General features: G+C 58.0%; 11 protein-coding genes and 2 pseudogenes. 4 read left to right on the top strand and 9 right to left on the bottom strand.

Going from position 1 to position 13483, the window contains the following annotated elements:
• Positions 1-122: 122 nt before the first annotated feature.
• Positions 123-776, top strand: coding sequence for a glutathione S-transferase family protein (locus SBC1_RS20430; protein ID WP_165097446.1), 654 nt, complete (start codon positions 123-125; stop codon positions 774-776).
• Between the two features lie 21 nt (positions 777-797).
• On the opposite strand, the gene SBC1_RS20425 is transcribed toward SBC1_RS20430, so the two are convergent.
• From SBC1_RS20425 to SBC1_RS20390, 8 genes and pseudogenes are all read right to left on the bottom strand, one after another.
• Positions 798-1163: a response regulator gene (locus tag SBC1_RS20425; protein ID WP_165097448.1), complete on the bottom strand. Its 366-nt coding sequence runs from the start codon at positions 1161-1163 to the stop codon at positions 798-800.
• An 18-nt stretch (positions 1164-1181) separates the two neighbouring features.
• Positions 1182-2141 carry a chemotaxis protein CheX gene (locus SBC1_RS20420; protein WP_165097451.1) on the bottom strand — a complete coding sequence of 320 codons (960 nt, stop codon included), beginning with the start codon at positions 2139-2141 and terminating at the stop codon, positions 1182-1184.
• 37 nt (positions 2142-2178) lie between these two features.
• Entirely contained in the window at positions 2179-2718 is a 540-nt protein-coding gene (locus SBC1_RS20415; RefSeq protein WP_165097454.1) for a hypothetical protein, read from the bottom strand.
• 8 nt (positions 2719-2726) lie between these two features.
• Positions 2727-3449 (bottom strand): methyl-accepting chemotaxis protein, encoded by a 723-nt coding sequence (locus SBC1_RS20410; RefSeq protein ID WP_165097457.1) that lies wholly within the window; start codon positions 3447-3449, stop codon positions 2727-2729.
• Positions 3450-3501: 52 nt separating this feature from the next.
• On the bottom strand, positions 3502-5868 hold the full coding sequence (locus SBC1_RS20405; RefSeq protein WP_165097490.1) for an ATP-binding protein: 2367 nt from the start codon (positions 5866-5868) through the stop codon (positions 3502-3504).
• A gap of 179 nt (positions 5869-6047) precedes the next feature.
• On the bottom strand, positions 6048-6233 hold the full coding sequence (locus SBC1_RS20400; protein WP_165097493.1) for a hypothetical protein: 186 nt from the start codon (positions 6231-6233) through the stop codon (positions 6048-6050).
• A gap of 124 nt (positions 6234-6357) precedes the next feature.
• Positions 6358-7175 (bottom strand): annotated as a pseudogene (locus SBC1_RS20395) (IS5 family transposase).
• Between the two features lie 91 nt (positions 7176-7266).
• Positions 7267-8590, bottom strand: a pseudogene (locus SBC1_RS20390) (IS701 family transposase).
• Between the two features lie 986 nt (positions 8591-9576).
• On the opposite strand from SBC1_RS20390, the gene SBC1_RS20385 reads away from it, so the two are divergent.
• A complete protein-coding gene (locus tag SBC1_RS20385) occupies positions 9577-10890 on the top strand; it encodes an MFS transporter (protein WP_165097503.1) in 1314 nt (437 codons plus the stop codon).
• On the opposite strand, the gene SBC1_RS20380 is transcribed toward SBC1_RS20385, so the two are convergent.
• Positions 10884-11822, bottom strand: coding sequence for a LysR family transcriptional regulator (locus SBC1_RS20380; protein ID WP_165097506.1), 939 nt, complete (start codon positions 11820-11822; stop codon positions 10884-10886). The genes SBC1_RS20385 and SBC1_RS20380 overlap by 7 nt on opposite strands.
• A gap of 179 nt (positions 11823-12001) precedes the next feature.
• On the opposite strand from SBC1_RS20380, the gene SBC1_RS20375 reads away from it, so the two are divergent.
• Together SBC1_RS20375 and SBC1_RS20370 are read left to right on the top strand one after the other, a co-directional pair.
• Entirely contained in the window at positions 12002-12310 is a 309-nt protein-coding gene (locus tag SBC1_RS20375; protein ID WP_165097509.1) for a hypothetical protein, read from the top strand.
• Entirely contained in the window at positions 12276-13451 is a 1176-nt protein-coding gene (locus SBC1_RS20370; RefSeq protein WP_165097512.1) for an L-rhamnonate dehydratase, read from the top strand. The genes SBC1_RS20375 and SBC1_RS20370 overlap by 35 nt, the downstream gene beginning before the upstream one ends.
• Positions 13452-13483 lie beyond the last annotated feature (32 nt).

The raw sequence follows: 13483 nt of genomic DNA, 5'->3' as shown, positions 1-13483 counted from the left end.
AGTGGCACATCCCTTGCAGCATTTCTTGGATACGCGCGGAAAATGCCGTTTTTTGGTGCGTGTGTGCACTGCGCCGCGCACCTGGGCGTGTGTCTTCTGCCTGAACCGTCGAGGAGCTTCTGATGACGAATGCTACGCTCACTATCAGCAGCAAGAACTATTCGTCGTGGTCGCTGCGAGGGTGGTTGCTCACCAAGTTCAGCGGGCTGCCGTTCGAAGAGTTCGTGGTGCCCGTGGACGATCCCGGCGCGCGGGCCGAACTGCTGCTGCTGTCGCCGTCCATTCTCGTTCCGTGCCTGCTCCACGACGGCATCAAGGTGTGGGACACGCTTGCGATTGCCGAGTATTTGAATGAAGTGTGCCCGAAAGCAGGGTTGTTGCCTGCTGACCGGCGCATGCGTGCGCACTGCCGTTCTATTTGCGGAGAAATGCATTCGGGCTTCGCTTCGTTGCGCTCGGCGTTGCCCATGAATATAAAAGCGCACTTCCCGAACTTCACGATCTGGGCACGTGCGCAGACGGATATCGAGCGCATCACGGCGATCTGGCTCGAATGCCTCAAGCAATATGAAGGCCCTTATTTGTTCGGCGCTTTAAGCGCCGCCGATGCGATGTTCGCACCGGTCGTCACGCGCTTTGTCACGTACGACGTCAAGCTTGAGCCCGAGATTGTTGCGTATGCGCAGCGCATTCTCGCACTGCCGGAAATGCAGCAATGGATAGCCGATGCGCAACAGGAGGTCGAGGAGATCGACGAGCTGGATGCCGAGTTTTGAGGCCGAGTTTTAAAAGGCGGCTTAGCTTGCCAGCTTCCTGAAGGTTTCCAGCACGGCGTCACCTTTGAACGGTTTGACGATCCAGCCCTTGACGCCGGCGGCCTTGCCTCTTTCTTTCATGGCCGGGCTGCTCTCCGTGGTCAGCATGATGATATTGACCGTGGTATTCACGAGCTCGCCGCGAATCTTCTCGACCATGGTCAGGCCGTCCATGTTGGGCATATTGACGTCGCTGATGACGAGCTTGATCCCGGGACTCGACTTCATTTTGGCGAGGCCATCTTTTCCATCGATAGCAGTCTCCACGTCCAGTCCGTTCTTTCTCAGGAAACCGGCGACCTCGTCGCGAACCGTGCTGGAGTCATCGACAACAAGAATTTTCGACATAATTTTTCCTCTAAGGAATCAGAACAAATCCAGTTCGCCAGCTTCAACCACCGCACCGATATCTTTAGCGACTTCACTGAAGTCCTCGGGCGACCAGCTCAGGTTGAAGATGAAGCGTTGATGAAGTTTGACCGTGTGGCCCGACCGTTCGTCAGTCAGGTTGTACACGAAACATAACTGCGGGTTCGCGGTGCCGAACGAGATGTACTTCTGCTTGTGATTGACAAGCAGCGGTACTTGCACCTGACTGCGCGCGAGCGCGTCAGCATCGCCCATGTAGCGGTTCTTGAATGAACCCCAGATCAGGTTGGTGATTTCACCCAGCAGGCTGTTAAGGTCGCGGAAATCAGCGGGAACATCGCACAACTCATGCCGGTCGAGCAGGTCGAGGATAGGCTGCTCTTCGGCCTGCATCATCATGTAACCGCGGCACCAGGTACTCTCAAGCGGAATCAGGCTGAACACTTCGCCGAAGATGATGCGGTCCCGCACGATGCAGGGCGTGTCCCAGCTAATGCTGACATTCTTGAACAGACTGCTCAGCATCGACTCCGTGATCTCCAATATGCCGCGCACCAGCGCGTTCGGATAATCCAGGCTGAAAATATATTCGTCGATGACCTTGCGCAACGGCGCCGTGTCTTCGGCAAGGTAGGCGGCGCACAAGACCCGGCGCAGGCCCTCCGGTAGTCCGTCTAACGTGGGACTCGAATCGCGGCGGATGATGATCGGCAGTTCGGGACGCACGGTGTTGATCTTGATCGCGATCGACGTGCTCTCTTCCAGGGAGCCGCCGTAGCTTTCCGAAAAGAGGATAGCGCCCAGGTCTATGTTCGATCGCAGGACCGACAGCAAGCGATTCTTGCGTACCTTCAGTCCGACCAGATTGTGTTCATCGCAGAAGCGCTTGATCGCATTCGCATGGGCGGGGGAATCATCCAGGACCAGCACTTTGCTGACCGGCTTGTTCTCGTTCATATCGCTTGTCATCATGGTGTTTGTTGTTGGCGGCAGATTAGAACAACTCGAGCTCGCCGCTGGTTTCTTCAACGGCGGTCATGTCGGCCACGAAGTCGATGGGCGCATGGGCGCACACGCAGACCGTTGCGGCAAGCTGGACCGACCCGTTGATCGTGATTGCATATGACGAGAGATAGTCCGGCTTCAGCCCCTCGAGGTAGGGGAGGCAGCGGGCGCTAAGCACATAAGGTGTCGACATCCCCAGATCCTGGAAATACGGCAGCAAGTCCTGATTCACGGCTCCGCAGCAAAGATTGCAGATCTCAAGAAGCATGTCCTGAAGTGAAACGTCTCCGGTTTCCTTGGCGAAGTAATCGCGCGTGCTGGCGTCGTCATCGAAATGAAAAACCAGCAGAAGCCGGAACAGAATGGACGAGATGGTCAGGATGATGACGTTAGCTTCCGGCCGCGCGCTGTCATAGGCCTGCGCCAGCGGGACGATCTCGCATGCGTGGTCCGGCTGTCGCGGCAGTCTCGAGCGCGTTGCCTTAAGCAGGATGCCTTCAATGCTGGTTTGTGCGTTGCTACTGATCATTTCGATGCCTAGTGGAGCCTTGCTTGAAATTGATCGGCAAGCACCTCAACGCTGCTAAGCGACGCGGTGATCATCTTCCCGCCCGCCTGGATGTCCTGGAACGTGGCGGTCGTTGTCAGGTCATTGCGGTGCAGGCTGTCCCGGTAGCTCCGCGAGAGTTCTTCCGAGCGCGCCGCGAGTGCACGCACTTCTCCTGCGACTACCGCAAATCCGCGGCCGGCATTTCCTGCACGCGCGGCCTCAATAGACGCGTTGAGCGACACGATCACCACATGCTTGACGATGGACGACAGCTCGTGATTCTTCGCATGCATGTCCTGGTTCTGCGTCATCAGCGAAATCATCTGCTCGTGCCACCGTTCGAACGTCGCGGCGAGGCTCTTGAGCCGCGATGCTTCACCGGCAATCCGTCTGGCCTGGTCGAGCAAATTCTCTTTGTCTTCAACCGCTGCTGCCAGCGCCGCGCGATCATCGCCGGCGATCTTCAACTGCCTGGCGAGGTCATCGTCCAACTGAGCGATGGAGGATTCCAGTTGTTGAATCTTTTGCTCCCCCTGGTCGATCAGGGCGCTCTGCTGCGCGTTGGTTTGCATGAGCGTCTTGATCCGGCCGTTCGTTTCCGATTGAAGCCGGGCCAACGTTCGTGCGCTATGCACCTTGTGCAAGAGCAGGGCCACGATGGCCGTCGCCACGGCCGCCGCCAATGCTGCCAACAGATACTGTTCAATCACAATCAATCCTTCCGGGTTTCAATTGATGCGCTGCTGCTTGTCTTGGTGAGTGCTAGGCTGAAACTTCGTCGGCTTCGCGTTGGGGCCGTGCACCGGTACTCTCTACGGCGACGTCGTCCGGCAAACAAACAACGGTTTCGAACTGGCGGAATTCCGCACCCTGACTATCATCCGTAAAGCGCAGTTTGATGCTGCCGTTCTCACGCCTGAGGAAGTCGCGCACGGCGTCCATACCCACGCCACGGCCCGACACATCCGTGACCTGCTCCGCAGTCGAAAATCCCGGGCGGAAGATGAGATCGGCGATCTCCTCATCGCTGGTCTTCTCGTCACTGCCGATCCAACCGCGTTCAACCGCGATATTGCGAATCCGCCCCAAGGCGAGGCCGCGGCCATCGTCTTTCAGCGTAATGCGGACCGCGTCTTCTTCGAGATCCACGTTGATATCGATCGTGCCGCCCGACGTTTTTCCTTGTGCCGTACGCACCTCAGGCGTCTCGATGCCGTGGTCCATCGAATTGCGCAGCAGGTGCATGAACACGTTTTTCAACGCACCGCTGGCGTGACTGCGCAGGCGGGTGTTGTTGTCACGAATGCGTACCACGGGCGCGTCCTTGCCGAGCTCCCTCGCCAGCGAAGGGAGCGAGTCGAGCACGCCAGAGAGGACCTGGCTGATACTTTCAGTTCCGAGCAGGCGCAGGGTCTGATGCACCGCGTCGCGCATCTCGATCAGATCGTCGGGGTTGCCAACATTCATGGCTTCCAGTTGACGCAGGCTTTCCTGAATATGCTCGATATCGATCGTCAGGTACCGTTCCGCGTTACCGCCTTGGCCCGGTCCCCTGCGTCCCAGGCTGACCTCGTTGATCTCGGCGTAACTCTCGACCACTTCACGTACGCGAGCGAGTTCCTGTACCAGGCCTTCCTGATCCCAGGTCCGCTGCGCGTCGGGGTTGCGCAGTTCGTCGTAGCTCTGCTCGGTCTCGTGAACGATGTCGGTCAGGTACTGGAGGCTGTAGGTGCGCGCGTTGCCTTTGATCGTGTGCATGTTGCGGAACAGCTCGGCAATGGCCGCGCCATTTGCTTGGCGGTGCTCGCGAATGATCCGTTCGTTCTCGCTGATAAAGGTCGTCGAGCTCTCGATGAAGTGGTGGAATTTTTCCTGGTTGATCGCGAGGATTTCACCAATCATTTCGAGCCTGCGTTTCTGCTCGCTGGTTTCGGCCGCGAGTGCGCGCAACTCGGTGACGTCGCGCACGCAGAGCATCAGGCGCACGATGGTGTCGGTTTCGTCAGTGATGGCGGACCAGCTCAGGTCGAGTATCTTCACGCGACCATCGGGCATGCACTTCGTAATTTCGTGTACCAGCAGGTGCTGATTGAACTCGAAGTTCATGCTGTCTTCGCCCAGGCATGCGTGGCTCGCCGCGTCCACTTGCGAGAGCGCGTCGGCGCCAAGATCGGTATTGGAGAACACCAGGTCCATGAGGCTGCGGCCGGCAATGTCGTTCGTTTCGAAGATTGCTTCGAGATGCGCCGAGTACTCGGCATGGACAACGGCCCCCGATACGACCGTCAGAATGCCTTGTTGCATGTTTTGCAGCATGGCCTGGATGTCCGCGGTCTTCTGTTTGAGCAAGGCCGAGTTTTCCTGGATCTTTTCTATCATGCCGTTGAACGCCACGATAGAGTGGCCGATCTCGTCCATCCGTCCTACCGGCACGCGCCGCGTGAAGTCCTGGCTGGACGCAATCTCGCTCATCATGGCTTGCATGCGGCTTAGCGGCCGCGTGATCTGGCGGTAGAGCAGGGAACCGATCAGGCTCAGGAGCACAATAGCGATACCCGTCACAATGGCGATAGCGGTCGTGGTTGTTGCGAGCGTGTGGTTCAGCGCTGTGATTGCGTCGTCCTTCTCGCGGTTCTTTTCGATGCGAAGCGTCTCGACAATCCCTTCAAGTTCGTCACGATACTGGGCCACGTTGGCGAACAAGAACGCTTGCGCGAGCTCGTTCTTGCCTGCGGCTTTCATCTTCGCGGTGTCGTTGATGGCCGCGAAATAGTTATCGAGGCTGTCGTTGGCTTGGCTTACCAGCCCGACCTGCGCGTGGCTGTGCGCGTTGCTTGCCTGGAAGGCGAGTGCTTGCTGCAAGGACGCCTTCTTTGCTTTCAATGCGTCTTGCGCCTGGGCCACGACGTTGCCGTCTGGCGAATACACGAGCGTCATGGTGGCGAGCTGCACGTCCTTGACTTGCGAAACGAGGTCCGCGGAAGCCAGCGCGCTGGGCACCACGCCTTCCGTGACTTGCTTAACCTCCGATGCGCTACGCCGCGTCTGGTAGACGGCGTAGCCGCCTATCGCAGATAAAGCGACGAACATCAGGATGACCAATAACGTAATGCGATGACGGATAGTCATTTGTGAACCTCCCGGGCTAAATTGGCGTATCAAGCCCTGACTAAGAAAAGGCCGGTCTTGTGGAATGGTGATTCTTTTTAGAGACTCGAATAGTGTTGATTTAATGTTACTAATGCGTGACTAATGGCGAGAAATAACGTCGTTTACCCGGATGCGCCTTGCTGGGCTTGGTAAATGGGTTATTCTTCTTTAAGCAAAATTATTAATATAAAAATAGCTATAAAGTTTTCTGAAATAATGCCGTTAATATAGGGTTCGATTGGAGGGTTTGCTCGCGCCGGTGGACGGGTTTGGTCGGGATGGGTTCTGGCGTTAGCGGTCGGAGGCAATGCCGGGTTGGTGCTTTCAGGGTTAGTGATCTGCATGAGTCGGATATTCTCTTTATCACTATTAGCCACTGTGCGTGGCAGCACGTCATTTCTTTGTCCAAAGCGACAAAGAAACGAAGCAAAGAAAGCGCTTTTAACCGCTCTACCCTAAGAGGCGGTTTCAAAAAGGCTGAACAGATCGCTTGAGGGCGCTCCAACAGATGAGGCAAGCGGCGAACTTCAGGAAGGCTTCATGGATCTTGGCAAGTCGTTCATAGCGCACTCGAAGACGATGGAAATTATGGAACCATGCATGAGTCCGTTCAACTACCCATCGATATTTTCCGAGGCCACTGCCATGCTCGGAGCGGCGCTTCGCAAGAACGGGTTTGATACCCCGATCGCGCAATTTCTGCCGGTGTACGCCGGAGTCGTATCCGCGATCGGCGTAGACGACTTGAGGCTTTTTCAAAGGGCGACCGCGAATGCCTCGGATGGGTGGAATCGCGTCAATGAGCGGCAACAATTGTGTGATGTCATTGCGATTGGCACCGGTCAAGATGATCGAGAGTGGCACCCCATTTGCGTCGGTAGCGACATGGTGCTTGGAGCCTGGTCGCCCACGATCTACGGGGTTCGGCCCAGTTTTTGGCCCGCCCCGATAGCCCGCACGGAAGACGAATCGAGAATCACGCGTGAGAAGTCGATTTGGTCGACTGCACGTAACTCGGCAAGCAGCAGTTCGTGCAGTCGATCCCACACGCCTGCTTCTTGCCAGTCTCGCAAGCGGCGCCAACAGGTCACCCCAGAGCCGCAACCCATTTCGGCGGGTAGATCGCGCCAACGCAGTCCGGTGCGCAACACAAACAAAATGCCGCTCAATGCTGCGCGATCGGGTACCGGTTTGCGACCCGGGTACTTCTCGCGTCGAGGCTTCGGCTGTGGCAGTAAGGGTTCGATTCGTTTCCACAATTCGTCGTCAATGATTGGCTTGTCCATCCCCTTGACCTCGTTGTCATGACGACCAAGGTTAACAGCATGTCCATGAAGTTAACAGCCCCTTCATGTCTTTTTGAAACCGTCTCTAATACTACAGCCGTAGATATAAGGAAACTGGCGGTACGCAGCCTCGGCGCCGGTAATGGCACTGCAGGGCGCGGTATTGATGCCTGCGACGCCATATCGACCATGACAACACGTACTCGATGGAGTGAGCGCCGCGCCATAGGAGGCGGCAAAGCAGTCGGCGGATCTCCTGCACACTGAGCGGTACCAAACCTTCAGGTGTTTTTTTTGTCGCGCACCCGCAGGGTGACAAGCACGGCATGGGCCAACAAGGCCAGTGTGATGTGGCGATACCAGCCCTGCCATCGGCGTACCTCATATTGATCGAGCCCGCATTCGCCTTTGGTTGCTTCGAAGCCGATTTCGATTTCCCACCTGCGGCCCGCTACGTTGACCAGGATTTGCCGCGTGGCTTTGCTGCGCGGGGCGTATACGACGTAATACGCATGCTCGCGTTGCTCGTCCAGGCTGCGCCGCACCAGCAGGTAATGCCCGAAGCGGCGCTCTTCTGTGTTGATCTGCAGACGCCACAGCGGGGTGAGCGCCCAGTCATACAGGCGCTCGCCTTTGGCGCCGGCACCTGCTGACAGGCGTCGCCACGCCCGTGCCGGCAGGGCTTCGGCGATCTGGTCGGCCCGTACGTAGTCGGGACCCTGCCACCATAGAGGTTCGTTCTTCGCGACGGCCAGCACGAAGGACTGGCCGCGCGACTCCAGCCAGAGCCTCAGTTGACGGTCGCCGCCATAGACTTCATCACCCGTGACCCAGCCGCACGGCACACCTGCATCCAGCGTACGTTCAAGCATACTGCGCGCGAGTTGCGGCTTCGTTGCAAACTCCACCGACTCGGGAATGCCCGCTGCCTCGCAGCGCACACGGTCATCGGTCCACGCCTTGGGCACATACAGTTCGCGGTCGATAAACGCGCTGCCGCCACAACCGGCATAGCAGAGGAACACGCCGATCTGGCTATTCTCGATGCGGCCTGCAGTGCCACTGTACTGGCGTTGCACCCCGGCCGAGTGGAGCCCCTTCTTGACGAAACCGGTCTCATCCACGATCAGCACCGCGTCACGTTCGCCCAGTTGTTCAACAACATACTCCCGCAGTACATCGCGCGCGGCATCCGCATCCCACTGTGCCCGCTCCAACAGGTGCTGCACGCCGTCGGGTGTCGATTCACCGATCCACTCGGCGAGTTGCCAGCCGTTCTTGCGCTCGACCGTGCCCAGCAGGCCCTTCAGGTACGCGAGTGACCGCTGTCGGGGCTCGGGGCGCCTGAACAGTTCTCCTAGTCGATGGTGCAGCGCCTCCAACTCGTGCTCCCACGTTCTTGCAGTCGAGTGCATAGCTTTATCTGGTAGTTATCCTAAATACTATTAGTATAGTAAAAAATCTACGGCTGTAGTACTAAGTGTCCACAGCGTGCAGTTTCTATTCATAGGTGCCCCAAAAGCACGGTGCTCGCCAGAGCCACGGATGTGTGAACCCCTCTTTCTCCGAACACGGATACCCACACGCTTCGCCACCAGTGACTGAACCTGCCCATGGGGCACCCCGCGCTATCCGGGAATAACCATCCTCCGATAGTTATGCGTAACGGACCTCGCAGGCAACCCGCCTTCGAACAAGATCGCAAAAATGCATGAGGCCGTAACCACCGAACGTAACATTGCTAACCACGCAGCTAACTTACGAAGAACCGCGGCGATGAATGCGCGTGAGGCCGTGCAGGTTCCTTGGCACTGGTGCTTGCCCGAGAGCGTTCGGGGCGAAGCGTGTTCGTGTCAGGATTCGCGAGAAGGAGGGGTTCACACATCGGTGGCTCTGGCGAGCACCGTGCTTTTGGGGCACCTATGAATAGAAACTGCACGCTGTGGACACTTAGGGTAGCGTGGTTTGAAAGCGTTTTCTTTGCTTCGTTTCTTTGTCGCTTTGGACAAAGAAATGACGTGCCGCCACGCACAGTGGCTAATAGCGATAAAGAAATTAGCTAATCTAGGCAGACCGCTAACACCGAAAGCAGCAACCCGGCATAGACTCCGACCGCCAACTTTGGAACCTGGCAACCCGGCATAGACTCCGACCGCTAACGCTAGAACCTAGCACCCCGACCACCAACCCAAAACCGCCAACCCGACCAACCCCGTCCCCCAGCGCGAGCGAATACCGTACGCCCTATAAGCAAAAGGAATCGCCACATCAGATATTTTCACTAGACGGGTATCGCTGGATTGAACAGACTCTGTCTCCAACTGCTTCGGCAAGTACACGAAGCCAGAGTACCTCACATAAGAAGCGCCCGAAGGCGCAACCCAGAAGGAAGAGGAGACAAATGTTCCATCGACCCAAAGTCAGCCGGTCAATCCTCGCGCTCATGTGTGCGATGTCGTTCATCATGTATCTGGATCGCGTGAATCTCTCGGCGGCTGCCGGCCTGATTCGCGATGACCTGCATCTGACCAACACCAACGTCGGCCTCGTCTTCGCCGCCTTCGCCTACACCTACGCGATCTGCCAGGTCATCGGCGGCTGGCTAAGCGATCGCTTCGGTGCGAAAACCACCCTCATCATCTGCGCGTCCATCTGGATCGTCGCTACTGTCGCTACCGGTTTCGCAGGCGGCGTCGTCACGTTGTTCTGCGCACGGATGTTGTTAGGCGTCGGCGAGGGCGCCGCGCTGCCGGCGCAAGCGCGTGCGTTGACGAACTGGTTCCCAGCTGAGAAGCGTGGGTTCGTGCAAGGTCTCACGCACTCGTTCTCGCGCCTTGGCAACGCACTGACGCCGCCGCTTATCGCGCTGCTTGTGGCGTTCGCATCGTGGCGCGCGTCGTTCATCCTGGTCGGTGCGCTGACCGCAATCTGGGTATGCGCCTATGCATGGTATTTCACCGATAACCCGCGCAAACATCGGCACATGACCGCAGAAGAAGCACTCGGCTTGCCGCCCGAAGGCAAGGTTGTAGTTGAAAAAACTCACGAGCCGGTTCCGTGGCGGAGGCTGCTCAAGCGCATCGGCCCCACCATGATTGTCTACTTCTGCTACGGCTGGACCGGCTGGTTGTTCTTTACATGGCTACCAACGTTTTTCATGCATGGCCGTGGCCTCGACCTGAAAAGCTCCGCGCTCTTTTCAGCGGGCGTATTCCTCTCGGGGGTGGTCGGCAATACGGCGGGCGGCGTGCTGAGCGATCGCATATTGAAACGCACGGGCAACGTGGTGGCGGCGCGGCGTAACGTCATCATCGGCGCGTTTCTTGGTGCACTCGTGTTCCTTGCACCGGTGCTGTTCGTGAAGTCGCTCCCGGTCATGGCTGCGTCCATGAGCCTGTCGTTCTTCTTCCTGGAGATGACGATTGGACCCATCTGGGCCGTGCCGATGGACATTACGCCCAAGCATGTCGGCATTGCGAGCGGCCTGGTGAATGCAGGATCCGCAATAGCGGGCATTTTCTCGCCGATCGTATTTGGCTTCGTGGTGGATCACACGGGAAACTGGACGTTGCCATTCGCCGGTTCAGTCGGACTGCTTGCTATCGGCATTGTGATGACGTTCTTCATGCGCCCGGATATAGCGCTGGATAAAGGCGCCAATCACGATGATGAAACCCATCACGAGCTTAAGCTGGCGGACCGCCTTGGTCACTGAGCAACTGCTGCGCCACCCCGGATCACATCGATCACGAGTTGAGTCGCCGGCCTGATCCGGCGGTTCTTACGAAGAATCAGCCCATACGGTGCGAGCCTTCCACGCAAAGGTGTTGGCAGCGAGGTCATGGTTTTCAGCGCAACGTAGTACGCGGCGACCGAACTCGGCAACACCGCCAGCATGTCCGAGTCGCGCAAGAGCGAAAGCGTGGTGAGGATCGAAGAGGTCTCCACCGTACTGATGGGCGGCGCCACACGCGACTCGCGAAAGGTCTGGTCGATAATCTGCCGCATCGGGCTCGGATGCGGCTGCACGATCCACGGATACTGCGCCAGCTCCGCAAGCTTGGGCCGCGCCGTGGCCTTCGCGGCAGGATGATCCGGCCGGGCGACAATCGATAAAGCCTCCTCTGACAAGGTCTCGAAACTCAGGTCGAGCGCGGGAAAACCATCGGGAATCCGCCCGATCACAATATCAAGCTGGTCTTGCTGCAATGCCTGCACGAGTACGTCGCTGGTATCAATTTGCACGGAGATCTGCAAGCGCGGATGCGCTTCTTTCAACGACACAATGGCGTGCGTCAGAAGTTCGGGCGCGGGTGCCATTACGGCGCCAATGCGCACCTTGCCGATATCGCCGGCCTCGATCGCGGCGAGTTCCTCGCGCAGTTCGTCGAGGTCTTCAAACACCACGCGTGCATAACGCATGACCGCTTCGCCGAAGATGGTCGGGTCCATGCCGCGCGCGTGCCGCACAAAGAGCGACACGCCAATGGTGTCCTCCAGCTCCTGCAACGCCTTGGTCGCGGCGGGCTGGGTCATCGCGAGTTCGTCTGCGGCGCGGCGCAGCGATTCGGTTTCCGAGAGCGCCACCATCAGTTGCAGGTGGCGCAGGCGCAAGCGTTTGCGGAGGGTTGATGCGGGCGCGATCATGCGAGCGATAACTCCAGGGAATAGAGCGATGCGATTAATTCAATAGTCAGTTATCGCATAGTTTCGCACACTACGGGCATTCAACGGCACGCACAAAAACCCTCGACGTAACGGGCCACAAACGAGCCACGAACGAGCCACAAACGAGCCGTGTGCAAAAAAATGCAGGAGACAAATCAATGATCGCTACGCGCGATAGGGCGCTCTACAGCGCGATTGGCAAGCCGGGCAGCTTCGTTGCCCCGAACCTGAAGGGACTGGCTGAGCGCAGGGTCGGATCGCCGGAAGTGGGGATGCTCCCGCTCGCGGTCTCCTGGCGAATTGGGGCGGCCTTGTTGCTCGCGTTCGAGTCCGCTTCGGCACAGTCCACCGGTTCAATCGAGTCCGCAGCGCCGCTTGGCAATAAACAGCCGAGCCGCTCCAGCAATTACCTTCTTCGAGGAGAGTCAGACCATGAAAATCAAGCATATCCGCACGCGCGTCTTTGAATGGAAAGGTAAGGTCGTGCCGCCGCAAGCGCACTTCTGCACCAACGCCGTGGACATTCTCTATGAGCGTGGTGATGCAATGGGATCGTTCCGCTTTCACGGCTGGCTCGTGGTCGAAGTGGAGTGCGACGACGGCACCGTTGGCATTGGCAACTGCGCGCTCGCACCACGTATTGCCAAGCAGATCGTCGATGACTATCTTGCTCCGATCGCCATTGGCGAGGACCCGTTCGACAACGAATACATCTGGCAGAAGATGTACCGCCGCACTCACGCGTGGGGTCGCAAGGGGATCGGCATGGCCGCCATCTCTGCAGTGGATATTGCATTGTGGGACATCATGGGCAAAGCGGTGAACAAGCCGGTGTTCAAGCTGCTAGGCGGGCGCACGAAGGAAAAGATCTGGTGTTACGCGTCGAAGCTTTATAACAACGACGACCGCGACGTGTTCCTGGCCGAAGCGCAAGGTTATCTCGACCAGGGTTTCACCGCGATGAAGATGCGCTTCGGCTACGGTCCGAAGGATGGGCCGAGAGGCATGGCGAAGAACCTGGAGCAAGTGCGGCTGCTGCGCGAGCTGGCCGGTGACGACATTGACATCATGGTCGAATGCTACATGGGCTGGACGCTTGAATACGCGCGCCGCATGTTGCCGCGTCTGGCTGAATTCAACCCGCGCTGGATCGAAGAGCCGGTGATTGGCGACGACGTCGAGGGGTATCAGGAACTGAAGAAGATGAACATCATTCCTGTGTCCGGTGGCGAACACGAATTCACGAGCTATGGTTTCAAGGACCTGCTCGAACGCCGAGCGGTAGACGTGATTCAGTACGACACCAATCGCGTGGGCGGTATCACGGCCGCGCGCAAGATCAACGCAATGGCTGAAGCATGGTCGGTGCCCGTGATCCCGCACGCGGGACAGATGCATAACTATCACCTGACCATGTCGAGCACGGCGAGCCCCATGTCCGAGTTCTTCCCGGTGTTCGACGTTGAAGTAGGCAACGAATTGTTCTACTACATCTTCGAGGGAGAGCCGCAACCGGAGAACGGTTTCCTGCAACTCTCCGACGAGACGCCGGGACTCGGCATTACCCTGAGCGACAAGTATCTCGACGACTTCAACATCATCGAATGACGCCTGAACTGGCCTAAACGCCTTGAGCGAAG

It is taken from the genome of Caballeronia sp. SBC1 (assembly GCF_011493005.1).
Classification (GTDB): domain Bacteria; phylum Pseudomonadota; class Gammaproteobacteria; order Burkholderiales; family Burkholderiaceae; genus Caballeronia.
This window is presented reverse-complemented; position numbering and strand designations above follow the sequence as displayed.

Excerpts from the sequence above, each read along its gene's own strand:
- SBC1_RS20430 (WP_165097446.1), top strand. The coding sequence starts at position 123 with ATGACGAATGCTACGCTCACTATCAGCAGCAAGAACTATTCGTCGTGG.
- SBC1_RS20425 (WP_165097448.1), bottom strand. The coding sequence starts at position 1,163 with ATGTCGAAAATTCTTGTTGTCGATGACTCCAGCACGGTTCGCGACGAG.
- SBC1_RS20420 (WP_165097451.1), bottom strand. The coding sequence starts at position 2,141 with ATGAACGAGAACAAGCCGGTCAGCAAAGTGCTGGTCCTGGATGATTCC.
- SBC1_RS20415 (WP_165097454.1), bottom strand. The coding sequence starts at position 2,718 with ATGATCAGTAGCAACGCACAAACCAGCATTGAAGGCATCCTGCTTAAG.
- SBC1_RS20405 (WP_165097490.1), bottom strand. The coding sequence starts at position 5,868 with ATGACTATCCGTCATCGCATTACGTTATTGGTCATCCTGATGTTCGTC.
- SBC1_RS20400 (WP_165097493.1), bottom strand. The coding sequence starts at position 6,233 with ATGCAGATCACTAACCCTGAAAGCACCAACCCGGCATTGCCTCCGACC.
- SBC1_RS20385 (WP_165097503.1), top strand. The coding sequence starts at position 9,577 with ATGTTCCATCGACCCAAAGTCAGCCGGTCAATCCTCGCGCTCATGTGT.
- SBC1_RS20380 (WP_165097506.1), bottom strand. The coding sequence starts at position 11,822 with ATGATCGCGCCCGCATCAACCCTCCGCAAACGCTTGCGCCTGCGCCAC.
- SBC1_RS20375 (WP_165097509.1), top strand. The coding sequence starts at position 12,002 with ATGATCGCTACGCGCGATAGGGCGCTCTACAGCGCGATTGGCAAGCCG.
- SBC1_RS20370 (WP_165097512.1), top strand. The coding sequence starts at position 12,276 with ATGAAAATCAAGCATATCCGCACGCGCGTCTTTGAATGGAAAGGTAAG.